Consider the following 25,681-nt stretch of genomic DNA (forward strand, 5'->3'; position numbering starts at 1 on the left):
CCCGTTTCGCCTCCAACGACGCACCAACAGCCTCTTCGGAGCAGTCACACTCCATTAATTCATCTGGCATTCAACTTCAATTCACAAACCCAATCCCTTTCAGACCTAACAATAAGGAGCACCGCATCTCTACCAACTTTTGAGGCCTCAAAAAATGATTCGGAAACTTCTCGCCCTCTCGTTGTCCACGACCCTTATCCTCAGCGGCTGCGGCCAGGGCACGGTCAGCACGCCTCCAGGCAACGGCAACGCCAACAACACCCCCCCGCCCACGCCAACCACCGCCCAGGCGGCTATCAAGCACGTCGTCGTCATCTTCGGCGAGAACATCTCCTTTGATCACTACTTCGGCAGCTACCCCAACGCCGCGAACCTACCCGGTGAGCCGAACTTCACCCCAGCGACCGCCGCCTCCGTAGCCGCCGCCACCCTTGCCGGCACCTTTACCCTCCCGGCGACCCCGACCAACACCACCAACTACATCACTACCCCGTCCCTGCTCACCGCGAATCCCAACCTGACCAGCGCAAACGTCAACACCGCGCTCAACTCCGTCGGCGCAAACCCCTTCCGCCTCGCCCCCGCGCAGGCCGCCACGAACGACCAGGACCACGCCTACAACCCCGAACAGCTTGCCTTCGACAACGGCAAGATGGACCTGTTCCCCATCTCAGTTGGTGTCGCTAACCCCCTATCGCTGACTACCGCCACCAACGCCGCACCCCTCACCAACACCACGGCGCTCACCATGGGCTACTACGACGGCAACACCGTCACGGCCCTGTGGAACTACGCGCAGCACTACGCCATGAACGATCACTCGTTCGGCACCACCTTCGGCCCCTCCACGCCCGGCGCCATCAATCTCGCCTCCGGCCAGACCAACGGCGTTATCAACCCCCTCAACGTCGCCTCCGCCATCGTCGCTGACGGCCAGGGTGGTTTCAGCGACATCAACGATGCCGATCCAACCGGCGACATCTGCTCCTCCACCACCTCCAACTTCAGCATGTCGGGCAAGAACATCGGCGACCTGCTCAACGCCGCCGGCATCACCTGGGGTTTCTTTGAGGGCGGCTTCGACCTCACCGTTACCAACTCCAACGGAACCACCGGATGCGGTCGCAACACCGGCGCAGTCAATATCCCCGGCCACCCCACGAAGGCTGACTACATCCCCCACCACCAGCCCTTCCAGTACTACGCCAGCACCGCAAACCTCAACCACCTGCGTCCTACCGCCGCCATCGGAGCCACCGACCAGGCCAACCACCAGTACGATATGCATGACTTCACCGACGCTCTCAAGGCTGGTGTCATGCCAGCCGTCAGCTTCCTCAAGGCCCCCGGCTACCAGGACGCGCACGCCGGCTACTCCGACCCACTCGACGAGCAGACCTTCGTCGTCAACACCATCAACGCCATCGAGAAGTCGTCCTTCTGGTCCTCCACCGCCATCATCATCGCCTACGATGACTCTGACGGTTGGTACGATCACCTGACCGACCTCGTCAACGGCTCCGCCAGCGCCGCCGACGCGGCCGTCTGCACCGGCGCCGCGGCTGCCTCACTCCCCGGTCCCAACTCCAACGGCGCCCCCGTACAGGGACGCTGCGGACACGGCCCACGCATGCCGTTTCTGGTCATCTCCCCCTGGGCGAAGAAGAACTACGTCGACAACACCCCCACCGACCAGGCCTCCATCCCCCGCTTCATCGAGGATGTCTTCCTGTCCAGCGCACGCATTGGCAGCGGGTCCTTCGATGCCTCCGCCGGCGCACTCACCGGTATGTTCAACTTCACCAGCACCGTCGCGCCGAACCCCAACGTAGTCGTGCTCGACCCCACCACCGGCAAGGTCACCAGCGGCAACTAACCGCAGGGTTCACAAAGCCTTCACATTTACTTTGTATTCTTAATCGCACGCACTCAGTCCTCCGGAGTGCGTGCTTTCTTTTTACACGCCGCATCTTCCGGAGCCCACCCGTTGTCTGATTCCAGCTCGTCCCGCCGACGCTTCCTGCAACAAACCGCCGCCCTCGGCCTCCTTTATAGCTACCGCCGCGGATTCAGCCAGATGCAACCGATGGCAGCCATGCACCAAATCCCCAACGCTCCAGGCAAAAAAGTCCCTATGCTCCACGTTCTGGAGCTGCCACCCTTCGTCGACCCGCTGCCTCTCCCCGCCGCCCCCGCAGCACACACCGCCCCCCACAAACTCCGCATCGAGATGCGCGAGATCCACGCCAAGGTTCACCGCGACCTTCCTCCCACCCGCATGTGGAGCTACGGCCCCACCCCCCTGCCCCCCACCGTCGAAGCCCGCACCGGGCACCCCCTCCAAATCGAATGGGTTAACAACCTCCCCACCACCCACTTCCTCCCCATCGATCACTCCCTTCACGGCTGCGGTCGCGACATTCCCGACGTCCGCTCTGTCGCCCACGTCCACGGAGCCAAGGTTCCAACCCAAGACGACGGCTATCCAGAAGACTGGTTCGTCCCCGGCAAAAGCCGCATCTGCCACTATCCCAATCAGCAGGACGCCGCCGCCCTCTGGTATCACGACCACGCCATGGGCCTCAACCGCCTCAACACCTACGCCGGACTCTTCGGCATGTATATCCTGCGAGACCAGGTAGAAGACGCCCTCCACCTCCCCTCCGGAAAGTACGAAGTGCCCCTCATCTTCTACGACCGCAACTTCACCACCGACGGCCAGCTCTTCTACGCCGACTCAGGCGATCCTGACCACCCCTGGATCCCCGAGTTCACCGCCGATGGCATCCTCATCAACGGCAAGATCCGTCCTTACTTCGAGGTCGAGCCTTGCCTCTACCGCTTCCGCACTCTCAACACCTCGAACAGCCGCTTCTTCCTTCTCTCTCTTTCGAACCAGCAGCCGCTCACCCAGATCGGCTCCGACCAGGGCCTGCTCTCGGCCCCAGTGGAGGTAAAAAGCGTCGTCCTGGCCCCAGCCGAGCGAGCCGATATCCTCATCGACTTCAGCCAATCCGCCGGCCAGACCCTCCACCTCCGTACCGGCGCTCTCGACATCCTCGAGTTCCGCATAGCCAGGCAGTCCTCCTCCCCCGCATCGATCTCCCTGCCCAAAACTCTTCGTCCCGTCGAACGCATCCCCGAATCCTCCGCCATCACAACCCGCACCATCACCCTCAACGAGTATCAGGACAAGATCGGCAACCCCATGGTCATGCTCCTGAACAACAAGCACTGGCACGAACCCATCACCGAGTTCCCCAGGCTCAATTCCACCGAGATCTGGGAGTTCGTCAATCAGACCGAAGACACCCACCCCATGCACATCCACCTCGTGCGCTTTCAGCTCCTCGACCGCCGCACCTTCGATCAGTTCGAACTCATGACCAATAAAAAGTTGCGTTTCCGCGGCCCCGTCGAGCCGCCCGCTCCCAACGAGATGTCCTGGAAGGACACCATCCAGTGCCCTGCCGGACAGGTGACTCGTGTCATTATTCGCTTCGAGGGCTATGCGGGGAAGTATCTCTACCACTGCCACATCCTCGAGCACGAGGCCAACGACATGATGCGTCCCTTCCAAGTCATCGCCTGACTTTTTTGAAAGATAGCGTCCTGCCGGACGGGCCCACTGCGCGTGGGGCGGCCACTTCGTGGCGTGTATACCGCTTCGCTTGGTGCTCCCGTTGGTCGCGAAGGAAGGATGATTCCGACCAACGGGAGGACCACGCGAAGCTCTAAAAAGGCGTGCGAACGCCCGCCCTCCGCGCAGGAGGCCCGTCCGGCAGGACAACGTCTTTCCCCCGCGTCCAAATCGGAGTAACCTACCGACAAGGAGATCGCGCCATGCTAAGGAGAGACTTCCTTCGCCGCTCGACCCGCACCGTAGGCGCCGCCCTTCTCGCCCGCTCCCCCATCGCTCGCGCCGCACTACTCGAACCCGATCCACTCCCCAGAAAATTCCAAGCCCAGGACGAGGTCGTCTTAGGCCACACCGGCATCCGCACTAGCCGCCTCGCCATGGGAACCGGCACCATCGGCTTCGGCGGCTCCTCCAACCAGACCCGTCTAGGCACCTCACCGCTCACCAGGCTCCTCCTCGACGGCTACAACGACAACGGCCTCCGCTTCTTCGACTCCGCCGACTCCTATGGCAGTCATCCCTACGTCGCCAAAGCTCTCAAGCACATCCCCCGCGACAAAGTCACCGTCCTCACCAAAACCGACACACGCGACGCCGCCGGTGTCCGCGCCGACCTCGACCGCTATCGCAAAGAGCTGGGAGTCGACTACATCGACATCGTCCTGATCCACTGTGTCACCGAGGCCGACTGGACCACGCGCTATCGCGGCGTCATGGACGTCCTCTCCGAAGCCAAACAGAAGGGCGTCATCCGCGCACATGGTGTCTCCTGTCACAGCCTTTCCGCGCTGAAAGCCGCAGCCGCCTCGCCGTGGGTCGAAGTCGATCTCGTCCGTCTCAACCCCATCGGCTCCCACATGGACGCCGACCCCGCCACTGTAATCAGCGTCATCAAGCAAATGCGCGCGCAGGGGAAGGGAATCGTCGGCATGAAGATCCTCGGCCAGGGCGATCTCCGCGACAAGCCGGCCGAGGCCATCCGCTACGCCCTAAGCACAGGCGTTCTCGATGCCTTCACCATCGGCGCCGAATCGCAGAGAGAGCAAAACAACCTCATTCAGCGAGTAGCCGCAGCTTGAAAGATAGGTCCTGCCGGACGGGCCCACTGCGCGTGGGGCGGGCGTTCGCACGCCTCTTTAGAGCTTCGCGTGGTCCTCCCGTTGGTCGGAATCAATCTTCCCTCGCGACCAACGGGAGCGCCAACCGAAGGGGTATACAAGTCACGAAGTGACCGCCCTCCGCGCAGGAGGCCCGTCCGGCTGGACGCTACCGCTCGAGCATCTCCACCGCCTGCGCGACACTGATATCCGCCGGCATCAGCCTGAACTCACTGTGAACGAGGTGCTCGTTCCTGCCAATCTCTTTGAATAGCAGCGCCTTGCCCTCAATGGCGGTATTCGCCACAGCGTCTTTCCAATCCCCGCCCGGCTCCATCTCGTGTGTCGTGTTGAAGTTGCTGCCCGCATGCACCGTCCCCAACAAGCCAAACCCGACACTGACGTCTGTTGGCATCGTGCCATCGATCCTGTGCAGCTGCATCATCCGCCGATCCACCAGAATCGTTCCTGTCATCGCGTGCAGCACGCGCTCCTCCAGCGACTGCGTCTTATACGCAGGATCAGGCCGAAAGGCTATTTGCAGATCGTTTCCCGCTTCGTGAGGATCGTCAAACAGAAACGCCTTTCGCAGGAGAGCCAGCATCTGCTCCGCGTGCTGCTCGTCATTGGTCATCGCCTGCTCGCGTTGGCGAAACTCCTCAGGATGCGCGACGATCTGGGCCAGCCGCTCCCTCTCTGCGGCAGCACGCTCCGCGCTCAACGGACTCCCGTCTACGGCCAGCAGCATCCGCACCTTGCCTGCCGAAGTCTCCACCACGCGCTCGCGCCACAGGTGCCCACCCGTACGATCCGACCGCTCCTCCGACACGTACATGTATCGATTGCGATGCTCTGCCGGATCATTCTCGTGGGTCAGCATCGTTTCGACAATTCGCTTTGCCTCGCTCGAACTCTGGGCGCGCAGGCCCCCGGCCCCCAACAGGCAAATCAGCGTCACCCACCATACAGCAACACGCATCGATCCTCGATTCCTCATCGCAGCACGAAAGCTCATCATGCTGCTTGCACAAGTAAAGCACGCCCAGCAACGCGACTCTCGGTAGGATGCGCCCCACGCAGCAAGAGTTCGGACCCCAGAGAATAACGCCGAAATATCCAAGAGCCCGTCATAAAACTCACGTAGACTGCCTTCAATCGCATGGCCGAATCTCCGTCCAACCCGTCGCAACCAATCACCACGCCCGATCCACTGATCACCGAGCCCGAAATCGTCAGTCCCATCGAACCGGACACCGCGCTCACACCCCACCCACCCCCAGGCCGCCGCGCCGCCGCCACCTTCATCTTCTTCACCGTCACCCTCGACATGCTCGCCCTCGGCATGATCGCCCCCGTCCTCCCACGCCTCATCGAAGGCTTCCTCCACGGCGACACCTCCTCTGCCGCCCGCATGCTCGGCCTCTTCGGAACCGTCTTCGCCGCCATGCAGTTCTTCTTCTCCCCCATCCTCGGCTCGCTCTCCGACCGCTTCGGCCGCCGCCCCGTCGTTCTCCTCTCCAACTTCGGCCTCGGCTTCGACTACCTCCTCATGGCCTGGGCCCCCGCGCTCAGCTGGCTCTTCGTCGGCCGCGTCATCTCCGGCCTTACCGCCTCCAGCATCCCCACCGCCATGGCCTACATGGCCGACGTCACCCCACGCGAGCGCCGCGCCGCAGCCTTCGGCATGTTGAACGCCGCATTCGGCATCGGCTTCGTCCTCGGTCCTGCCATGGGCGGCCTCCTCGGCAACATCAACCCGCGCCTGCCCTTCTGGGTCGCAGGCCTCCTCAGCCTAATCAACGGACTCTACGGCCTCTTCGTCCTTCCCGAATCCCTCGCACTCACAAACCGAAGCCCATTCTCCTGGGCGCGCGCCAACCCCGTCGGCTCGCTCAACCTCCTGAAACGCGGCGGCATGCTCGCCGTCTCCGGTGTCCTTCTCCTCGGCTACATCGCCCAGCAGTCGCTCATGAACGTCTACGTCATCTACGCGGACTACCGCTACCACTGGACCGACCGCACCGTCGGCTTCTCCCTCGCCACCATCGGCGTCTTCACAGCAATCTACGGCGCACTCCTGGTCAAAAGGGTCGTGGCAAAGATCGGCGAACGCGGCGCCATCACCCTCGGCCTCATCGGCGGAGCCATCGGCTACTCCATGTTCGGCTTCTCAAAGACCGGCCTCCTCTTCTGGCTGGGCATCCCCCTGCTCAACCTCATGTCCTTCACCTGGCCCTCGGCCCAAAGCGTCCTCTCCCGCAAGACCAGCCCCTCCGAGCAAGGCCAGCTTCAAGGCGCCATCAACAGCCTCCGCGGCATCGCCGGTCTCATCGGCCCTGGCTTCTTCACCTACGTCTTCAGCAAATCCATCGGAGCCAACGCCATCGTCAGCATCCCCGGCACACCCTTCTACGTCGCCGCCGCCATGCTTCTCATCGCTCTCGCGCTCGCACAATCCGCCACCCGCCCGTCTCCCTCCAAAAACTAAGTCACCTCCGAACCAAGCCCGCGCCGGTACTGCTTCCGGCAATCTCACGCGACAGCGTCATCCCGCATGTGCAATAATCTGCGACGTTTGCGAGTCCATGCAGATCACGCTGCGGAACTCCGGCCCTGCCGGCCCACCGAAGGTCCGCAGGATTGAACCACGGTTTGCGATGCCATCCTGCTCCTCCCCTGGACCTGCTTCACTTCTTCCTCGTTCTGAGTACACACGGTGCGGCTAGTCCGGCTGCTGTGCCAAACCCACCACTTCCATCCTGAACTACGAGGGTACTCATGCATCTCTTTAAAACTTCAACGCCTCTTTTCGGCAAGCTCCTCCTCCTCTGCGCAGCCCTCTGCGGCTTCGCGCTCCCAACATTCGCGCAGTACAACTCCACGATCTTCGGCCCCAACGTCTATGTCTTCGATCCGACCGTCTCCGGATCCGTCATCAACGCCGACATCGCCTCAATCTCCAATCCCAACGTCAGCACCGGACAGTTCAGCAGCAGCCGCGCCGCTGTGCTCTTCAAACCCGGCACCTACTCCGGGGTAAGCCAGGAGGTGGGTTTCTACACCTCCATCGCCGGCCTGGGACTGACTCCTGACGCGACCGTCTTGAACGGCGGAGGTCTCTATCTCGACGTAACCGACAGCAACGGCAACCTGACGACAAACTTCTGGCGTTCGATGGAAAACCTGCGTATCAACGTGCCCTCAGGCAACACCGAAACCTGGGGCGTCTCACAAGGCGCTTCGCTCCGTCGCATTCACATCGCCGGTGGTCTCGAGCTCACCAACCAGAGCTGTGGCGAGGCGAGCGGCGGATTCATCGCCGACACGACCGTAGACAACGGCATCAATGCCTGCTCCCAGCAACAGTGGTACACGCGCAACAGCACCATGGCCTCATTCACAGACAACGTTTGGAACTTCGTCTTCTCGGGCGACACATTTACCGGCACCGCACCCTCCAACACCTTTCCAAAGAACACAATCCTCTCCACAACCCCGGTAGTCCGAGAAAAGCCTTTTCTTTACATCGACAGCAGCGGAAACTACAACGTCTTCGTGCCCACGGTCAAAACCTCGTCAAGCGGTGTGGACTGGACGGCAAACAACGGCTTGGGAACTGGCTATAGTGATGCCATCAGCACCTTCTATATCGCCACACCCTCAAACACTGCCGCACAGATCAACTCCGCACTGTCTTCGGGTAAGAACCTCATCCTCACCCCAGGTATCTACAAACTTACTGCGCCCATCAGCATCACCAACGCGAAGACCATCGTCCTGGGTCTCGGCTACCCGACGCTGATTCCGCAAAGCGGCGGATCCGCAATCACTGTCGCCGATGTGGATGGTGTGCAGATTGCAGATCTGCTTATCGATGCCGGGTCGACCAACTCTCCCGTGCTGATGCAGGTTGGCGTAGCAGGCGCGACCCGCCTAAGTCATGCCAGCAATCCAACCTCGATCAGCAACGTGTACTTTCGTATCGGCGGTGCAGAGGCGGGTTCGGCTACAACCAGCCTTGAACTGGATAGCAACAACGTCATCCTGGATAACATCTGGGCCTGGCGAGCTGATCACGGCACCGGCGTAGGCTGGACCTCCAACACAGCCTCGCATGGACTCATCGTAGATGGCGACAATGTGACCGCGCTCGGACTTGCTGTCGAACACTATCAGCAAAGCCAGGTGCAGTGGAACGGCAACAACGGCGAAACAGTCTTTTATCAAAGCGAAGATCCCTACGACGTCCCAAGTCAAAGCTCATGGACCTATAACGGCGCCAACGGCTACCCCTCCTATGAGGTCACGTCCAAAGTCTGCTCACACACCGCCTATGGTCTCGGGATCTACTCTTTCTTCGACGTTCCGAATGTAACCATCCTTCAAAGCAATGCAATCCTCGCTCCTAATGTCTCCGGGATTAATTTCACCCACATGGTCACTGTGATGCTGAGCGGTTCAGGCGGCATTAGCAACGTCATCAACAACACGGGCGGTGCCACAACCGCAGCCGGTACTCCCCACGACTTCACCTCGTACGCCGGAAGCGGAACCTGCTCGGCCGGCACATCGAACGTGGATATCAACGCGGGCGGTGCAGCCGTATCGCCGTTCGTTGCGGACACAGACTACTCCGGTGGTTCCACATATGCCGTGTCGAATACCATTTCGACGTCAGGAGTCACCAATCCCGCGCCGGAAGCGGTGTATCAGGATGCTCGCGAAGGAACCTTCACTTACACAGTTCCGGGTTTCGTCGCAGGCAGCACCCACACTGTAAGGCTGCACTTCGCCGAGCTGTACTTCTCAACCACGGGTCAGCGTGAGTTCAATGTCGCCATCAATGGGGCACCCGTTCTCACGAACTTCGATATCGTGGCGGCTGCCGGCGGTCGATACAAGGCCAATGTCCAGCAGTTCACCACCACGGCAAACAGCTCAGGCCAGATCGTCATCAGCCTCAGCAATGGAGCGGTCAACCAACCGGAGATGACCGGCATCGAGATCCAATAGAGCAGGCGCTCCATCCACAGGCCAACACAACGAATCGATCAACCGTCACCGCAGACCTCACAAATCTGCGGTGATTCTTTTGGACCTTCGACTCAGAGAGCAATCACCGCGAGCACGCCCTACTTCGTACCCTTTTTTCCTGTCGTCTTCAGCGACTTCACCAACTCCTTCCAGTCCAGCTCCGTCTGATTCGCATAAGCCTCCGCAAACGCCCCCACTGCCTCATCAAACCGCGGCGAAGTCCCCACATACCCCGCCACCATCGCGCTATCTCCGGCCCGCGCATGCCCACGCGCCAGAATCTCGCCGCACACACCCGCATACTCCAGCAAACCAGCGGCCTTCAGACCCTGCAGCTGAATCGAAGCCTTGTGATCGTTCAACTGCCTCACCAGATAATCCCTGCCCTCCATCGTCGTCCACCCCAGAAATGGATCCGACTGCAACTGCATCGCACGTTCTCCATTCACCACACGCTGTCCCTGGTGCTGCTTTCCTCTTCGTCCCTTCAAAGCACCAGCGACGTAAGGCGCATACCCGGAGGCCACCTCCTCCTTGATCTGCAGGAACAGAGGATCCTTCATCCCATTTCCCTCCATCAACACCACGTAGTCCCGCAGCCCCACCGACCCGGTCCCCACCACCTTGAACGCCACATCCATCGGCCGGTACTGCGCCAGAAAGTGCCTCCGCTCCCGCTGCAGGCTCTCCGCATACATCGTCAGCGACCCCACCACCTGCTCCGCCTGCGCTCCCGTCACCCGTTTCAGGTTTGGCGGAATCGTCCGAAAGACCCGCTGCGCCCGCTCCGAACTCCCAGCCGAACTCTTCGCCGCATTCTTAGCCGAACTCTTAGCCGCACCCTTCGCCGTCTTGCTCCCCTTCTTCTTCGCTGCCGAAGCCCGCCCTTCCACCTCCGTCAACGTCAACAGCGTATGCATGGGCGTAGCCCGCTCCGCCATCATCAGGATTCCCGCCACCGTCGTCATACTCCCCAGCCGATGCACCTGGTATCTCGCCACCTCCAGCACCGGCATTCGCGAAAACGCATGCATCATCGTCCGGTACCGCTCCAGAAATACCGCTGCCGCCTCCCTGCAACGCACATCCTTGGCCCCGGCCCCACGTCCCGCCAGCACCAGGCTCGTCGCCATCCGCTTCACATCCCACTCAAACGGCGCAACAATCGTCTCGTCAAAATCATTAATGTCGAACACCAACCGCCCATCCGGCCCCGCAAACGCGCCCAGGTTCCTCACATGCGCGTCCCCGCACAGCTGATTGCAGATCCCCGTACTCCCCGTCAGCGACAGGTCATACGCCATCACCGGCACCGCCCCGCGAAAGTACCCGAACGGCGACGCCGCCATCAACTCGTTCTTCAACGCCACCAGCGCCGGCACCCGTCCCCGCGTCGACACCTCCAGCAGCTTCAGCGGACTCTCCCGCCGCTGCTTCGCCGTCCACACCTTATGGTGCTGGCGCTTCACCTGCTTCCGCCGCTCCTGTCCGAAGGCATATCGTTCCCTCGCGCTCACCGGCTGCGTCTCGTTCATCCATTCACCTCCACAAATCTGCAACCAAGAGTCTAGCCTATCCACGCTGCAATACCCCCGCGCGCCGTCACGTTGATGTATTCTTGCCCGCATAAGCGCAGAGCATCCATCAGGTCCCACGAGGTCTTACAACTCCTATGTCCCGCGCTCGCACAACTGAGATCCCAAGGGTAGAGCCCCTGCTCGTGCTCGCCGTCATCGTGCTCATCCTCTACTTCGCACGCGAGCTCCTCATCCCCCTCACCTTCGCGCTCACCCTGTCGTTCCTGCTCGCCCCCGCCGTCAGCCGCCTCGAACTCCGCCGCGTCCCCCGCGTCCTCGCCGTAGCGATCATCGGCATCCTCGCCTTCCTCAGCATCTTCAGCGTCGGCTACGTCGTCGCCCGCCAGCTGCTCAACGTAGCCCGCACCCTCCCCGCCTACCGCCTCAACATCCACCAGAAGATGGCCACCGTCCACTCGCCCGCCGAGCAGTCTCTCGAAAAGGCCTTCACCGCCGTCGAAGACATCAGCGGCGACATCGCCCCCTCCTCTCCCACGCCCCTCTCGCAACCCCCCGTACAAGTCCAGCCCGTCCGCGTCATCGATCCCGACCGCACCCAGCTCCAGACCACCACCGAGCTGCTCATGCGCTTCCTCCGCCCCATCGGAACCGTCGGTGTCGTCATCGTCTTCACCATCTACCTCCTCATGAAGCGCGAGGATCTCCGCAATCGCGTCCTCCTGCTCGCCGGCATGGGCCGCATCAACCTCATGACCCAGGCCCTGCAAGAGGCCGCCACCCGCATCAGCCAATACCTCCTCTTCCAGCTCGCCGTCAACGCAGCCTACGGCTTCCTCTTCGGCAGCGGCCTCTACCTCATCGGCGTACCCGACGCCACCCTCTGGGGAGTCCTCGCCGGAATCCTCCGCATCGTCCCCTACGTCGGCACCGCCACCAGCCTCGCCCTCCCCCTCATCGTCTCGGTCGCCATCTCCACCACCTGGTGGCCGCCCCTCCTCATCCTCTGCCTCTTCCTCGCGCTCGAGCTCACCGCCACTAACTTCGTCGAGCCCTGGCTCTACAGCACCCGCACCGGCATCTCCTCCCTCGCGCTCCTCGCCATGGCCATCTTCTGGGCGCTCCTCTGGGGATGGCCCGGCCTCATCCTCTCCACACCGCTCACCGTCTGCATCGTCGTCCTCGGCCGCCACGTCCCGCAGATGTCCTTCCTCCACACCCTCCTCGGCACCGACGCCGAGCTCTCCTCCGAAGCCCTCTTCTACGAGCGTCTCCTCGCCATGGACCAGCGCGAAGCCCGCGCCGTCGCCACACGCTTCCTCGATGGCAAGCCCCTCGTCGAGCTCTACGACTCCGTCCTCATCCCCGCCCTCGCCCTCGTCGAGCAGGACCGCCACCAGGGCAACCTCGACGACAAGCGCTCCGACTTCTTCTTCCTCACCATCGGCGAGATCGTCGCCGAACTAGCCGACTACCACCAGAAAGAGCCCGAGAACGCAGCCCTAGACGCCGTCAAACCGCGCCCCTATCGCCGCCCCATCGACAAAGAGTTCGCCGTCATCTGCATCTCCGTCAGCGACCAGGCCGACGAGCTCACCACCCTCATGCTCGGCCAGCTCATGGAGCGCGCCAACCATCAGACCCTCCTCCTCTCCGCCTCCACCGTCTCCAGCGAGATCCTCGACTCCCTCGCCACCGAATCCAACACCGTCGTCTTCATCTCCGCGCTCCCACCCTTCGCCTTCTCGCAGGCCCGAGCCATCTGCCAGCGCGTCCGCTCCCACCTGCCCAACAACCGCATCGTCGTCGGCCTCTGGAACTCCGCCAACGACCTCGACCAGACCGCCGAGCAATCCATCGAGCGCTTCGGCAACGGCAGACCCAACGTAGTCGTCAACTCGCTAGCCCAGGCCCTCCACCAAGTCACGCGATGGCACCACCAGCACGACACCCAATACATGCGCTTCTAAGGCACCCAAACAAAAAAAAGACCAGGCATCTTCCGCCTGGCCCTCTCTTTAAATTGATTCTCTAAGCTTAGTTCACCGCCAGCCGCTGTCGCTCCACGCCATCCAGAGCAACCCAAAGCGCCTTTGCCGCCCGCTCCCCAGCCGCCAGCACCGCCTCTTCCTCCTCAGGAGCACCGGCAAGCTGCTTCTCAATCAACTCCCGCCACACACTCGCATGCGCAACATCAGCCGTCTGGTGCAGCGTAAAGTACCGCGCCGCCGCCCCTTGAGTCCCATAGTGCTCCGCCAGCCCCTCCGCCTTGGTCTTAGCAATCGCAGGCACCTTCGACTCATACGCATACAGCGCCGCCATCGCAGCCGAAGCCTTCTCCTCCTGCATCAGCTCGCGGAACGTCGTCATCAGCGCCGTCATCTCCGGCTGCACCGCGCGCCCCTCCACCTCGCTGCGACTCGCACCCATCCCAGCCGCAAAGTCCATCCAAAGATCGCTATGCGGACGAGCCGTCGCCTGATCCACACCCTCTTCCTCCGCCAGATTGCGCAGAACCTCACGCCGCATCTCCCCATCAGGCAGCCGCGAGTGCAGCGCGCTCAAATAAGTCGGAAACGCCGACACATGATGCCAGTACTCCGCCGCATACTCCCGCAGATCCTCACGCGTCAGCTCACCCTTCGACCACGCCTGATAAAACGGGTGCTGCAACAGGTTGAACGGAGCAACGCGCTCCTCGAAACGGCTCCAGAACCCAGCACTCCCAAACTCGATAGCAGACATAATCAAAGCTCCATTCAAAAAGTCGCGCGCGAGCAAAGCCCCCACGAGGATTCTCAGAGTGTACCCCCGGCACACCTCCGGCACAAAACCTGTCCCCCACACGATGGATAGAAAAACCATCCTTTGAGTTGAAGACAGCACCCGCGTTCGCGCATAAACTCCCTCCTGATCAAGGTATACGAATCTCTTCGCAGCCAAGCTTCGCAATCACACGATGATCGCTAAGCTCCGCACGAAGCCGTGCGTATGCCTTCCTCTAACGACACGGAGAAAGACCATGACTTCGAATCACGCGCCAGCATCATCTGGGTTTCAAAACCCGCTGCCAAGGCGCCCGCCGCTCCTCTTCTCCCGGCGCCGGTCCGTCCTCGCCGGAAGCAGCCCCAAACCCAAAGAGCGGAAAGCCAGACATACCGCTCTCCTTCCTGCTTGTCTCACATTCCTGTGTCTGCTCTGCCCATCGCTTAACGCCCAGACCATCGACGACGGCATCATGCTGGCGAGGCGGTCCCTCTGTGCAGGAGCCCTCTACACGCACGACAGTTGGGACAGCTACTGGCAGGGAAGCCTCCAACGCGTCAACGGAAACATCGGCACCATCACGACGCAAACCATCACCATGGCAGCCAACTACGGCGTGACCAGCCGGCTCGACTTCATCATCAACGTGCCCTACGTTTGGACCGACGCAAGCAAGGGCGTGCTCCACGGCCAGTCGGGATTTCAGGACCTCACCCTCGCCGCAAAGTACAAACTCCTCAGCATCCCCGTCGGCAAGTTCGGCGCGCTGCGAGCGATCGCCGTGCTATCGGGCACCCTTCCCATGACCAACTACACCCCCGACCTTCAACCGCTCTCGCTCGGCGCCAACAGCAAGACCCTTACCGGACGCGCCACCTTGAACTATCTGGGCAGGCGTGGCCTCTATCTCAACGGCACCGCCGCCTACACCTTTCGCGGCAACGTGACGCTCGACCGCTCCAGCTACTACACCAACGGACAGCTCTATCTCAGCAATCAGGTCGCGATGCCCAACCTCTTCAACTACGGCACCAGCGTCGGCTATCGCAAAAACAACGTCTCGCTCTTAGGCGACTTCTCCGTACAGCAAGCCCGCGGAGGCGGAGACATTCGCCCCCAGGACATGCCGTTCGTCTCCAACCGCGCCAACTTCTCTAAAGCGGGCGCTACGATCAAGGTCCCCGTCCCGAAGGTACGAGACCTTCAGTACTGGTTCATCTACTCCAACACCTTTCAAGGCCGCAACGTCGGACAAGCGAACACCTTCACCACCGGCCTCATGTACACCCTTCCCTTCGAAAAGCGAGCCACCCCTTGAACAGGATAATGACCACCATCATGACCACGAGAATGACAAGGAAAACGCCTCTCTTCCGCGCATCGATCTCAGCCGCAATCTTCCTTGCCCTGGCCCTGAGCACCTCCAGCTGCAGCAAGGACATCCCCTCCTCCGAGGCCTTGCCCACAGTCACTCCAGCGAACACCGACGCCAACGCCGGATCCTGGAAGATGATCGTTCTCTCAGGCCCCACGCAGATCCCTGTAGTCGCACCGGCCCCTGTCAGCGACCCCGGCTATCAGTCCGAGTTGGCATCCATCAAGACCGCCCAGGCCAACCTGACCGATGCGCAAAAAACCGCCATCACCTATTGGAGCAGCGGCGGCGTCCTGCGTTGGAATCAGATCATGCGCGAGATTGCAGCGCGCTCCGATCTGCCGCCCTCGCCAAATCCGGACGGAAGCTATCCCGTTCCAAGTCCCGCAAATCCATTCGCGAATCCGCAATATCCGTTTAGTAACCCTCCCTATGCGGCACGTGCCTACAGTTACGTCTCCGTCGCGCAGTATGAGGCTCTCAAGGCCGCGTGGTACTACAAGTATCTCTACAACCGCCCCTCCCCCTTCAAAGCGGACACCAGCATCAAGGCGCTGCTGCCGGCCAGCGACATTCCCTCCTACCCCTCCGAGGATGCCGTCGAAGCAGGAGTCAACATTGCTCTGCTCACCCTCCTCTTTCCCACCTCGGTCGATGAGATCAACGCCAAGGCAGCCGAGCAGCAACAGGTCGCCCTCATCTCCGGCAGAGCCTCCCCCAGTGACATCGCCGCCGGAGTCGCCCTGGGCAAAGCCGTCGCCGCCGTCTTCGCTGCCCGCGCCGCCTCGGACGGAATGAAGGCAGCCGGCGGCTCCCCTGCAATCTGGCAGTCCCTGGCCGACAACGCAACCGCGCGCGGAGAGATCCCCTGGATCAGCCAGGATGGTCCACCTCGCCCGCCCATGCTGCCCGTCTTCGGCAAGGTCAAGGCGTGGATGATGACTCCAAACGACATCGTGAACGAGCGGCCGGGGCCGCCCCCCTCCACGTCATCCACTCAAATGCAGACCGAGACCGCCGAAGTAAAAAGCATCGTCAACAGTCTCACCCGCGACCAGCAGGCCACCGTATACAAATGGGCCGATGGAGTCAGCACCGTAACTCCTCCCGGCCACTGGGACGCCATCGCCGAGCCGTACGTCAGCGCTGCCAGCTTCAGCGAGGTGCGCGCCTCACGCGTCTTCGCGCTGCTCAATATGGCCCTTCATGACGCAGCCGTTGCCTGTTGGGATGCGAAGTACTTCTACTTCAACCCCCGACCCTCGCAACTCGATCCCTCGATCAAGACCCAGACCGGACTTCCAAACTTCCCATCCTACGTCTCGGGGCACTCAGACTTCTCCGCCGCAGGCTCCGATGTCCTGTCGTATCTCTTCCCCGACGGCGCAACCTACTTTCAAACCCAGATGAAAGAAGCCGCCATGTCCAGGCTCTACGCGGGCATCCACTATCGTTCAGATATCGAAGTTGGAATGGATCATGGCAAGAGAATCGGAGACTACACGGTCAGGTTCGCAAAGACAGACGGAGCAAACTAAAGAAGAGACAGAAGGCGTAAAACGCAAGCTGAGTCCGCACAGCGAGAGATCACTGTGTCCCTCTCGGTCCAAGGAGGGCCACAGTTGGTCGATCCGCAATTCAAGGGAAAAGCCATGAAATGGCCGCCCTCCGCGCAGGAGGCCAGTCCGGCAGGAAACACAAAATTCAAAGCAGGTCTACGGGGCGGCCAGGACCAAAACTCTATTCCAATTCGCCCCAGCCGGGTGCCGGCTGACCTATTCATCGCGCGGATTCTGGCGAGATGAGTGGGCTCCTCTCAGCCGAAGGCAGGAGTGAAGGCGAAGCCGCAACGACAAAAATATTGCCGTTGTGTTCTCTTCAAACCCTTCAGCCAGTTACCTCGAGATCCCTACGCTCGAAGCGTGTGCAGCATCTCCATCACCGCAAGCCCCAACACCGGATTCACCATCCCCGGCGCAATCTCCGCCAGTGGCTCCAGCACAAACCTGCGCCCCTGCATCTCCGGATGCGGCAACACCAGCTCCTCGGTCGACATCACCACATCGCGCCCCATCGCATCCACATACAGCAACAGATCAAGGTCAATCACCCGCGGCCCCTTCGCAACAGCCCCAACCCGCTCCCGCCCCATCGTCCGCTCCACCACAAGCAGCTCCCGCAGCAAGGTCACCGGCCCCAACTCCGTCTCGAGCAGCAGGGCAGCATTCAGAAATCTAGGCTGCTCCAGAAACCCAACCGGCTCCGTATCGTAAAACGACGAGACCCCCGTCACCTCACCCAGCGGCCGAATCAACCGCACCGCCTCCTCCAGATTCGCCTCACGATCCCCGAACTTTGATTCCAGGTTCGACCCCAGAGCGATCGCCGCCACAGCCTTCACCCCAGCACCACCCGGAACCTGGGCTTAGCAGCCACACAAATCACCACATCGTCACCACAAGCCACCATCAACGAACCACGCGTTTCGACCACAAAATCACGAAACCGTGGCTGGTTGCAGCTGGCCCATCACCCTGGCCGGCTCCGCCACCTCATCGTACCCATGCGCCAGCTCCCACGCCGAGCGGTCTCGCATAAGTCGTTGCACAAGAGCAGTATGCATCGCATGCCCAGCACGCTCTGCCACCACATGACCCTGAATTCTCCGCCCCGCCAGCGCCAGATCCCCAATCAGGTCCAGCACCTTATGCCGCACAAACTCATCATCGAAGCGAAGTGGCCCATTTTCAATACCTTGCCGCGAAAGAATAATAGCGCTCTCGTCCGAAACCCCACGAATCAGCCCCATATCCCGCAACATAGCCTCATCTTCTTTAAATCCAAAGGTACGCGCCGGGGCAATTAATTTAACATAATCGCCAGTCGCCAGATCACCCCTAAACGTCTCATATCCAATAGGTTGCGGGAAGTCGATCGTATACTGAATCCGATACCCCGACCCCGGATAGACCCCGATAAACTTGGATCCGTCCCGCACCTCCACCTCTTTTAAAATCTTCAGGTATTCGCGCTTTCGCCTCTGCTGCTTAAGCCCCACAGAATGAAACGCTTGCACATAAGGCAGAGAGCTTCCATCCAGGATGGGAACCTCAAGATTATCCACCTCGACGATCACGTTATCCACGCCAAAGCCGATAAGAGCAGAGAGCAGATGTTCCGTCGTCGAGATCAAAACGCTCTGCCGCATCAGGCTCGTCGCATAGCTCACTTTGGCGACGTTCCGCCCAATCGCAGCGATCTCGAAGTTGTCTAAGTCTGTGCGACGAAAGACGATACCGGATCCAGCCGGCGCCGGGACCAATCGCATCAGTACAGGCGCCCCGCTATGCAAGCCGATACCGCTGAACTCTATCTCCGAACGAATTGTCTGCTCAAAGTGAGCTTCCAATGCCACGAGTAGGCGTCTCCGGATAGAACTACCACCGAGATTACAGCGGAAAGAACTCTTTCCGTTGTGGCAAATAAGCCACATTTCCCCCTAAGGATGACTACTTTTTTCCTCAAGAAGCCGCCCAACTAATCCTTTTGATTGCTATAACATCCGTCCATGGAAGCCAAAGCGATCCTCAGCGCAGTAGAGAAGCAACAGGGGTGGATCGAAGACACCCTGCGAGATCTCGTCCAGCAGGAATCTCCAAGTGAAGACCCGCAGGCAGTTAACGCAGCCGCCGCCCTTGTCGAACGATGGGCTCAAGAGATCGGCGCCCGCTCCAAACGCCATAAACAGCGCCAATTCGGCGACGTCCTGGAACTCCGCTTCAGCCCATCGCGCTCCCGGCAACAACCCGTCCTCCTTTTAGGCCACCTCGACACCGTCTGGTCGCTCGGCACACTCAAGATGATGCCGTGGCGCAACACGGCCGGCCGCCTCTGGGGACCCGGCGTTCTGGACATGAAGGCCGGAGTCATAATGGCGTTGACAGCTATAAACACATTGAAAAAAATGGGGTTAGCTCGCCCAGTGACGCTGTTGCTGAACAGTGATGAAGAGGTAGGGAGCACGATCTCGAGGCCGATTACCGAGAGATTGGCGCGAGAATCATCCGCCGTACTTGTCCTTGAGCCGGCCCAGGGACTGGCCTACAAGACCGCCCGCAAAGGAGTAGGCCAATATAATGTGCAGGTTACAGGAGTCGGCGCGCATAGCGGGGTCGACTTCGAGCGCGGCCACTCGGCGGTTCTCGAACTCGCAAAGCTGGTCCAAACCATCTCCGGATTCACGAATCTCGACCGCAAACTCACGGTAAATTGTGGTGTGATCGCTGGTGGAACACGGTCCAATGTCGTCCCTTCGCACGCCTCCGCCGAAGTGGACGTCCGCATCGCCAAGGCCAGCGACGCCGCCTACGTCGACAAGCTCTTCCGCAAACTCAAGGTCTCAGATCCCCACTGCAAGCTCACAATCACCGGCGGCATCAACCGTCCTCCGATGGAACGCAAGCCGGGAACGATTGCGCTCTTCAAAAAAGCCCGGACCCTCGCAGCCGAACTTGGCTTCACCCTCGAGGAAGCCTCCACCGGCGGAGGCTCCGACGGCAACTTCACCGCCGCCCTCGGCGTACCAACACTCGACGGCATGGGCGCAGTAGGCGACGGAGCCCATGCCCCGCACGAGTCCGTCATCATCGAACACCTGGTACCGCGAACGGCCCTACTCGCAGCGATGATCGCCAGCATCGAATAAGCAATATCAGCCGTCGCCGACCTAACCCTTCTCCACCGCAGGCGTATCCGATTCGGCCTGAGCCAGAAGAGTGATCGTGCGAGCGATCGGCAGGCCCACCACGTTGAAGTAGCAACCCTCGATGCGCGGTATCCACCGTGCCGCGTAGCCCTGAATCGCGTAGGCCCCCGCCTTATCGAGAGGCTCGCCGCTGGCAATATACCGCCCGATCTCTGAGTCCGTGATGACGTTGAAGGTCACCTGGGTAATGTCGAGATCCCGAACCGTCTTCTTCGCCGTGATGGCAGCAATACCCGTCAGCACCGCATGAGTGCGCCCGCTCAAAAGTTCAAGCATCCGGCGTGCATCGGCGCTGTCTGTCGGCTTGCCCAGAATCTGTCCCTCGACAACGACACAGGTATCCGCGCCAAGAACAACCAGCGGATTCTCAGCCGTGTCCGAAGCTCTATGAGCGTTCCACACAGCCTGCGCCTTCTCTTCCGCAAGCCGCTGAACATAAGCGGCAGCAGCTTCGTTCGGCAACAGATCTTCGTTGAGGTCGGCAGCCTCGGCAGTAAACGTAAGACCCGCCTGTGTGAGAAGTTCGTGGCGACGTGGCGAGGCAGAGGCAAGGATAAGCATCACGCTATGAGACTATCGGCACCGCGCCGGTTCTGCAAAATCATCCACACTGAACTCCTCATGCTTAGCGGCTCTGTTACGCAGAAAGCTCCTCTACCGAAATTCGAGCCTGCATGGTGTGCGTAGCGCCTGGAGCGAGAGTAATCGCATCGACCGCAGCATTCACCGTCTCAATCGCGACGAACTCATGCCACTCCGTTGGGTCCATATCAGCCAACTTTGCCGCTCCCTCTTCCCAGGGATTCCACACGACCGTAGTGGTGGAACCGGTCTTTGCCACGACGATGCGGCGCTTGCCCGCATGATCGTTCAACGTGCAGGTACCAGCCGTGTCCAGATACACACGATCCGTCGGGCCCGTGACCGTAATGTCGCCGTGCTGCAGTTTCTTTTCAAAATTATCGACCTTGTCGAGGTAGCTGACCCCATCGAGACCCGCAATCGCAATCTCGTGGATATCCTCCACGGCGTAGTACGTATGGAGCGCCTCCTCGAAGACAAGCGGCGTAGCGGCGTCGTTGGCGACCGTCAGCTGCATCGTCAGCGTGCGGCCAATGGTGAGCTGATAAGCAAGACGAAAGTGATCGTACCCCAGGCTTCGGCTGAGATCGTTGGGCCCAAGCGTAAAGGTAAGGTGCAGATCGTCTCCGGCCAGCGCAGCAAACGCGAGCGTCCAGTCCTGAATCCGAGCGAAGCCATGCGAAGGCCCCGTCTTCCCATCATGCCGCGCAGCAAACCACGGAAACGCAATCGGCACTCCGCCGCGAATCGCCTTGCCTGGGGCGAAATCGGTCTTGCGGCTGGTAAAGATCGCAGGCTGATGTCCCGCCGGCTGCCACGCCGTTAGGTGAGCTCCTTGCAGGTAGACGGTTGCGGTCGCATGTGGCGCCGTAATGTCGGCACGTACAAGGCCACCTTCCGTTGCGTGAAATGCGAGGACGCCCGGCAGGCCAAAGTGCTCGTTCAGTTGCTTGATATCCATCGTTTTCTTTTCCTCGCGCTCACTATTACGAGAGAGCCGTGTGCAAGTTAGATCTGCGAGTAAGCCGTTGGGCTCAATATCAGATTCGAAATGTTACTCACGATCTCCTCAAAGTTGTAACGTGGCGAACCCTTCAACTTGATCCACTCAGGATCGGTGCGGAACTTGTCCCATTTGCCATTGAGGTCCGTCAGATCCGAGAAGCTCAGCATGTAGGTAAGGTTCGGCATACGCGGACCGATCAACGTATCGCTATAGAAGACCTGGCTGAATCCTGCACGTTGAAAGATGTCGAACTCCCCGCGGTGAAACATCTCGACCTTGCGAATATGGTCTTGATTGCTGGGGCTTTCGTAGGTGCGAAGCTGAAAGATCCTTTTGCCGCGCTCTGCTGTTGCAGCCGGAGGAGTCAACTTCGGCCAGCCTTCAAACGCAATATGAAGTGAGCTCTCGATCCGCTGAAAGGCAGGAGCCGTCGCAGGCGCACTCCAGAAAGGCTCGGCGGCTTTCATGAACTGCTCATCGTGCACGAGCTGCAGTTCCGCAGAGACAAGCGCCTCCAACTTTGCGCACGGCAGAAGAAGATAAAGCGTCGGCGTCTCCGGTCCAATGTCCAGATGGAAGGCCCCCACCGGCGCAATGCCCAGTCGATTCAACGCGGGGATCAACGCGTCCGATAGGTAACTGTCAGTGAGCCTAATCTGCGGTCCGGTCTGCAGGTGATATCTGCGAATCTCATAGTATTCGCGCGGCTTGCCGGATGAGGTCTGAGCCAACCCCTGATTCGCGAGTGCGAGCGCCGAGGTTGCAAGTGATGCGGTCAAGAAGTCACGCCTTTCCATCAAGCCCTCCCTATCGGCCAAACATCCTGCCGCTACAGAAATGAATATCACGTACAGAATACAGACTGTCGCGCGGGTTAGTGTGAAACGGGACGCCCAGTCACTTCACCGGAGAGCCAGTCTGAGTCACCAGAGAGCCAGACTGAGGCGGCCCCTTCATCAGCTTGAGGAAGAGCTTGTTAAATCGCGGCAGATCGAGATCTGTCTGGACGTGAACAAGCTGCACATCGAGTTGAGGCTTGTTGGCCGCAGTCCACGAAAGCGTGTCTCCGTAGAACGAGCCTCGAGTCAAGTCCACATCAACGTACAGCTTCTTCTCTTTGGTGATGATCGCGGGATCGAGCCACGCTGCGGCCGCAAGCTCGTCCCACAAGTAGTAAAACTCGCCTGTGTGGGCCGCCAGATACTTCGCAGCAGGATTGGGCGAACGAGCGATCTCTTCCAGCATCGCCTTGGTGAATGCTGTCTTTATGGAGATATCAACCGTCGTCAAGTCGATGCGCGGCCAGTGCGCGCGAAGCGTGATGTGGGCGGCCTCGGGATCAAACCAGAAGTTGAACTCGTGCCGGGGATTGTTGGAAAACTCGGGATCGCCAGTCTGCGGACTCAGGCTGCCGCCCATAATCACGATGCCCTGCGTGAGTTCGGCGAAGTGCGGATCGATCGAGATCGAAAGCGCAATATTCGTGAGTGGGCCAGCGGCGTAGATCGTAACCTGATGCGGATGCGCATGAACCTGACGAATGAGAAAGTGCGCTGCGTCCTCCGCCAGCGGCTTCAGCGCAGGCTCGCCCTCCTCCATCTTTGGAACAACGTAAGGCCCATGGTAAGGCTGACGACTCGTCGTCGCGGTCAGATCGCCCCACGCCCCATACCAAGGGAACGTCCCATAAAGCTGTTGCTGAATCTTCGACTCCTCCTCGGTGCGGACCAGCGGAAAGATCGCTCCCGGCACAACAGGGACATCGGGGCGATGGATGAGTTCGAGCATACGCAGCGTGTGCTGCACCTCCTCCGGCTCCCACGCATTTCCGCTCACCATCGTGATGCCCAGCACCTCGGCCTGCGGCGACTGCAGCAGCACCATCATCGCCATCTGGTTGGAGCCACCAGGGCCCGAGCCGTCCTGATCGATCAAGACCATACGCCTGGCCTGAGCATTGGAAAGCTGCGAGATCGCAGCGCAAAAAAGCACGACGCGGAATAGAGAAGATCTTCGGCTCATGGTCAGGACAGATTACCAGCCATACAGAAGGGAGCTAAAGGTAAAACGTCGAGCTCTTCCTCGCTACTGCCGTTATGCTCTTAACAACATGCGCCGAATCCTGCTTCCCCTTGCTCTTCTCTTCTCTGCCTCTCACGCGGCCTCGGCGATTGAGGTGAAGGTCTCCGCGCAGGCATTGGAACGCACCTTGCGGGCACAGCTCTTCAACGGTCCGCAGGGGCGCTACTACCTCCGCGGCGACGCCAACTCGCCCTGCTATGTCTACGCCGAATCACCCCACGTCACCTTCGTGCAGGACCGCATCGTCGTCCGCGTTCACGCCAAATCGAAGCTCGGAACCTCCGTCCGCGGCACCTGCCTCGGCGTCTCCCTCACCACCGACACCGACGTCTCGCTGATCCCCGAAGCCGAAGAAGAGAGCATCGGCTTTCGCGACGCACGAATCGAAAAGCTCAGTGAATCCAGGGAGCTGAACTTCATCCTCGCGCCCTTCCTGAGCCACAAAGTCCCCGCACAGATGAAGGTCAACGCCGCGGTGCTGATGCGTCAGCTCCTCAGCCGCTCGACCGAAACCACCGGCTACGCCCTCGCGCTCGACTCGCTGAAACTCCACTCCCTGCTGGTCGAAGGCGAGTCGCTGGTCATGGACGCCGACGCTAATCTGAAGGTGAATTAGCCTTGCTGCCTACTGAGGAGCTGGCGTCGCTGCTGGAGCGGGCAGCGGCCGCCGAACCTGGTCCGCTCCCGGTGCAGGCGCAGCCCCAGTCATTGTCGTAGGTTCTCCGGGTATCACCTCAACCGCTGCATCCTTCGGCGCTTTGAAACGCCCGTCGGTCAGGTAGGCCACCACAAACCCAGCCGCAACCTCCGGATCCAAAACCGCAAGCGGCACAACGTATTTCTTCGACTTCACCACCGACTCCAAAACCCCGTCGATCGGGTGGCTGCGCTTGATGCTGCCCGGCACCTGCGGAATCATGAACGTGGAGAAGTTCAGATCAGGATGCCGATCGGCGTACTTCGTGAGCGATCGCGCTACCTGCTTCGGCGTCGTAATCCCAAGATCGGAAAAGATATTTCGATGCACGCTGTGCGGATAGTAGACGTCCAGCAAAGTACGCGAGAAGTCAGCACAGTTGTGAAACAGCAGATTGAAGTGCCCTACGTTCCGGCTGTCATTAAACCGGTTCATAAACTGCTCGTCTTCGTCTGCGGTCGTCTGAATCTGAAACCCGTAAATTCTGCGATCGTAGGATGCACCGGCAAGCTGCGTCCACTCGCCCCTTGGAGCTTCCCCTGCCTTCTTCCCCTCCTCTACGTCGGGCGCGAGCGCAAGCAGATGATCTCGCCGATACTGATCGCGCAACCTCGCCTCAAGCGCCGCGTCTGCTGTCTTCGGAACATCTTCCACGCGCTCGACTGCATAAAGGTAAGGAACCAGCGGAATGGCCAGCCAGTCGTAGCCATCGATCTTGTGATATCGGCTAATCACTGCCCCAGGTTCGCCGGCGCGACAGGGCCTCAGCACAGTCGGCGACTCGGCGCAGATATGGTTCAGGTAGATCGCGGCATGTCCCGTGGGGTTGAAGGCTCCGAACTCGCCGTAGGGCTCTTCCATCAGCAGCGCGGCGTCCGCCCGTGCCTGAACTCCAACCATCGCCGGCACCAATATCGCAAGCGCTATCAGTCCGACGCGAATCTGTCTCATCCAAAATCCTCTCTGCGCCGCATTTGGTCGATCAGCTTCGATCGATCAGCCTCGATCGATAAGCCTCATCGACCCCAAACCCCAATTTTCTCAGACAAGTTGCGCAGGTCTTCGCACAACACTCCGCGAAAAGGGATTAGAGCTCGAGCAG

The 25,681-nt window shown here is 60.5% G+C and carries 20 protein-coding genes; 10 read left to right on the top strand and 10 right to left on the bottom strand.

The window, feature by feature from the left end; translation table 11 throughout:
- Positions 1-154: 154 nt before the first annotated feature.
- The 3 genes from HDF09_RS10645 to HDF09_RS10655 all read left to right on the top strand — a co-directional run bounded on the left by HDF09_RS10645 (position 155) and on the right by HDF09_RS10655 (position 4,719).
- A complete protein-coding gene (locus HDF09_RS10645) occupies positions 155-1,876 on the top strand; it encodes a phospholipase C (RefSeq protein WP_183765759.1) in 1,722 nt (573 codons plus the stop codon).
- A gap of 111 nt (positions 1,877-1,987) precedes the next feature.
- Positions 1,988-3,592: a multicopper oxidase family protein gene (locus HDF09_RS10650; RefSeq protein ID WP_260181097.1), complete on the top strand. Its 1,605-nt coding sequence runs from the start codon at positions 1,988-1,990 to the stop codon at positions 3,590-3,592.
- A 251-nt stretch (positions 3,593-3,843) separates the two neighbouring features.
- Positions 3,844-4,719 (top strand): aldo/keto reductase, encoded by an 876-nt coding sequence (locus HDF09_RS10655; protein ID WP_183765762.1) that lies wholly within the window; start codon positions 3,844-3,846, stop codon positions 4,717-4,719.
- Positions 4,720-4,906: 187 nt separating this feature from the next.
- Here HDF09_RS10655 and HDF09_RS10660 read toward each other — a convergent pair whose 3' ends face one another.
- Positions 4,907-5,716, bottom strand: a complete 810-nt coding sequence (locus HDF09_RS10660) for a hypothetical protein (protein ID WP_183765765.1) — start codon at positions 5,714-5,716, stop codon at positions 4,907-4,909.
- Between the two features lie 180 nt (positions 5,717-5,896).
- Here HDF09_RS10660 and HDF09_RS10665 point away from each other — a divergent pair, with 180 nt between their 5' ends.
- Both HDF09_RS10665 and HDF09_RS10670 read left to right on the top strand, forming a co-directional pair.
- Positions 5,897-7,225: a TCR/Tet family MFS transporter gene (locus HDF09_RS10665; RefSeq protein WP_183765768.1), complete on the top strand. Its 1,329-nt coding sequence runs from the start codon at positions 5,897-5,899 to the stop codon at positions 7,223-7,225.
- A gap of 290 nt (positions 7,226-7,515) precedes the next feature.
- Positions 7,516-9,750 carry a malectin domain-containing carbohydrate-binding protein gene (locus HDF09_RS10670; protein ID WP_183765771.1) on the top strand — a complete coding sequence of 745 codons (2,235 nt, stop codon included), beginning with the start codon at positions 7,516-7,518 and terminating at the stop codon, positions 9,748-9,750.
- 119 nt (positions 9,751-9,869) lie between these two features.
- On the opposite strand, the gene HDF09_RS10675 is transcribed toward HDF09_RS10670, so the two are convergent.
- Positions 9,870-11,306, bottom strand: a complete 1,437-nt coding sequence (locus HDF09_RS10675; protein WP_183765775.1) for a DUF2252 domain-containing protein — start codon at positions 11,304-11,306, stop codon at positions 9,870-9,872.
- 137 nt (positions 11,307-11,443) lie between these two features.
- Between HDF09_RS10675 and HDF09_RS10680 the strand changes: the two genes are divergently transcribed.
- Entirely contained in the window at positions 11,444-13,276 is a 1,833-nt protein-coding gene (locus HDF09_RS10680) for an AI-2E family transporter (protein WP_183765778.1), read from the top strand.
- A 67-nt stretch (positions 13,277-13,343) separates the two neighbouring features.
- Here HDF09_RS10680 and HDF09_RS10685 read toward each other — a convergent pair whose 3' ends face one another.
- On the bottom strand, positions 13,344-14,051 hold the full coding sequence (locus tag HDF09_RS10685) for a CADD family putative folate metabolism protein (protein ID WP_183765781.1): 708 nt from the start codon (positions 14,049-14,051) through the stop codon (positions 13,344-13,346).
- Positions 14,052-14,328: 277 nt separating this feature from the next.
- Here HDF09_RS10685 and HDF09_RS10690 point away from each other — a divergent pair, with 277 nt between their 5' ends.
- On the top strand, positions 14,329-15,390 hold the full coding sequence (locus HDF09_RS10690; RefSeq protein ID WP_183765784.1) for a transporter family protein: 1,062 nt from the start codon (positions 14,329-14,331) through the stop codon (positions 15,388-15,390).
- Positions 15,391-15,422: 32 nt separating this feature from the next.
- Positions 15,423-16,985 carry a vanadium-dependent haloperoxidase gene (locus HDF09_RS10695; protein ID WP_183765787.1) on the top strand — a complete coding sequence of 521 codons (1,563 nt, stop codon included), beginning with the start codon at positions 15,423-15,425 and terminating at the stop codon, positions 16,983-16,985.
- Positions 16,986-17,356: 371 nt separating this feature from the next.
- On the opposite strand, the gene folK is transcribed toward HDF09_RS10695, so the two are convergent.
- Positions 17,357-17,839 (bottom strand): 2-amino-4-hydroxy-6-hydroxymethyldihydropteridine diphosphokinase, encoded by a 483-nt coding sequence (folK, locus tag HDF09_RS10700; RefSeq protein WP_183766232.1) that lies wholly within the window; start codon positions 17,837-17,839, stop codon positions 17,357-17,359.
- 105 nt (positions 17,840-17,944) lie between these two features.
- Positions 17,945-18,862, bottom strand: coding sequence for a UDP-3-O-acyl-N-acetylglucosamine deacetylase (gene lpxC / locus HDF09_RS10705; RefSeq protein ID WP_183765790.1), 918 nt, complete (start codon positions 18,860-18,862; stop codon positions 17,945-17,947).
- 153 nt (positions 18,863-19,015) lie between these two features.
- On the opposite strand from lpxC, the gene HDF09_RS10710 reads away from it, so the two are divergent.
- Positions 19,016-20,152 carry a M20 family metallopeptidase gene (locus HDF09_RS10710; RefSeq protein WP_183765793.1) on the top strand — a complete coding sequence of 379 codons (1,137 nt, stop codon included), beginning with the start codon at positions 19,016-19,018 and terminating at the stop codon, positions 20,150-20,152.
- 21 nt (positions 20,153-20,173) lie between these two features.
- Here the strand turns inward: HDF09_RS10710 and HDF09_RS10715 are convergent, their stop codons facing one another.
- The 4 genes from HDF09_RS10715 to HDF09_RS10730 form a co-directional block, all read right to left on the bottom strand.
- On the bottom strand, positions 20,174-20,773 hold the full coding sequence (locus HDF09_RS10715; protein ID WP_183766234.1) for a Maf family protein: 600 nt from the start codon (positions 20,771-20,773) through the stop codon (positions 20,174-20,176).
- Between the two features lie 76 nt (positions 20,774-20,849).
- Positions 20,850-21,755: a D-hexose-6-phosphate mutarotase gene (locus HDF09_RS10720; RefSeq protein WP_183765796.1), complete on the bottom strand. Its 906-nt coding sequence runs from the start codon at positions 21,753-21,755 to the stop codon at positions 20,850-20,852.
- Between the two features lie 47 nt (positions 21,756-21,802).
- A complete protein-coding gene (locus HDF09_RS10725) occupies positions 21,803-22,579 on the bottom strand; it encodes an NIPSNAP family protein (protein ID WP_311719254.1) in 777 nt (258 codons plus the stop codon).
- Positions 22,580-22,697: 118 nt separating this feature from the next.
- Positions 22,698-23,741 carry a nucleoside hydrolase gene (locus HDF09_RS10730; RefSeq protein WP_183765801.1) on the bottom strand — a complete coding sequence of 348 codons (1,044 nt, stop codon included), beginning with the start codon at positions 23,739-23,741 and terminating at the stop codon, positions 22,698-22,700.
- Between the two features lie 169 nt (positions 23,742-23,910).
- Here HDF09_RS10730 and HDF09_RS10735 point away from each other — a divergent pair, with 169 nt between their 5' ends.
- Positions 23,911-24,498: a hypothetical protein gene (locus tag HDF09_RS10735; RefSeq protein WP_183765804.1), complete on the top strand. Its 588-nt coding sequence runs from the start codon at positions 23,911-23,913 to the stop codon at positions 24,496-24,498.
- A gap of 9 nt (positions 24,499-24,507) precedes the next feature.
- Here HDF09_RS10735 and HDF09_RS10740 read toward each other — a convergent pair whose 3' ends face one another.
- Complete coding sequence (locus HDF09_RS10740; protein WP_183765807.1) at positions 24,508-25,530, bottom strand: hypothetical protein; 1,023 nt, start codon at positions 25,528-25,530, stop codon at positions 24,508-24,510.
- Positions 25,531-25,681 lie beyond the last annotated feature (151 nt).

Origin of the sequence: Edaphobacter lichenicola (genome assembly GCF_014201315.1) — a bacterium.
GTDB classification, from domain to species: Bacteria; Acidobacteriota; Terriglobia; order Terriglobales; family Acidobacteriaceae; genus Edaphobacter; species Edaphobacter lichenicola_B.

Coding starts and splice junctions, on each gene's coding strand:
- HDF09_RS10645 (WP_183765759.1), top strand. CDS start 155: ATGATTCGGAAACTTCTCGCCCTCTCGTTGTCCACGACCCTTATCCTC.
- HDF09_RS10655 (WP_183765762.1), top strand. CDS start 3,844: ATGCTAAGGAGAGACTTCCTTCGCCGCTCGACCCGCACCGTAGGCGCC.
- HDF09_RS10660 (WP_183765765.1), bottom strand. CDS start 5,716: ATGCGTGTTGCTGTATGGTGGGTGACGCTGATTTGCCTGTTGGGGGCC.
- HDF09_RS10665 (WP_183765768.1), top strand. CDS start 5,897: ATGGCCGAATCTCCGTCCAACCCGTCGCAACCAATCACCACGCCCGAT.
- HDF09_RS10670 (WP_183765771.1), top strand. CDS start 7,516: ATGCATCTCTTTAAAACTTCAACGCCTCTTTTCGGCAAGCTCCTCCTC.
- HDF09_RS10675 (WP_183765775.1), bottom strand. CDS start 11,306: ATGAACGAGACGCAGCCGGTGAGCGCGAGGGAACGATATGCCTTCGGA.
- HDF09_RS10680 (WP_183765778.1), top strand. CDS start 11,444: ATGTCCCGCGCTCGCACAACTGAGATCCCAAGGGTAGAGCCCCTGCTC.
- HDF09_RS10685 (WP_183765781.1), bottom strand. CDS start 14,051: ATGTCTGCTATCGAGTTTGGGAGTGCTGGGTTCTGGAGCCGTTTCGAG.
- HDF09_RS10690 (WP_183765784.1), top strand. CDS start 14,329: ATGACTTCGAATCACGCGCCAGCATCATCTGGGTTTCAAAACCCGCTG.
- HDF09_RS10695 (WP_183765787.1), top strand. CDS start 15,423: ATGACAAGGAAAACGCCTCTCTTCCGCGCATCGATCTCAGCCGCAATC.
- HDF09_RS10710 (WP_183765793.1), top strand. CDS start 19,016: ATGGAAGCCAAAGCGATCCTCAGCGCAGTAGAGAAGCAACAGGGGTGG.
- HDF09_RS10715 (WP_183766234.1), bottom strand. CDS start 20,773: ATGCTTATCCTTGCCTCTGCCTCGCCACGTCGCCACGAACTTCTCACA.
- HDF09_RS10720 (WP_183765796.1), bottom strand. CDS start 21,755: ATGGATATCAAGCAACTGAACGAGCACTTTGGCCTGCCGGGCGTCCTC.
- HDF09_RS10730 (WP_183765801.1), bottom strand. CDS start 23,741: ATGGTCTTGATCGATCAGGACGGCTCGGGCCCTGGTGGCTCCAACCAG.
- HDF09_RS10735 (WP_183765804.1), top strand. CDS start 23,911: ATGCGCCGAATCCTGCTTCCCCTTGCTCTTCTCTTCTCTGCCTCTCAC.
- HDF09_RS10740 (WP_183765807.1), bottom strand. CDS start 25,530: ATGAGACAGATTCGCGTCGGACTGATAGCGCTTGCGATATTGGTGCCG.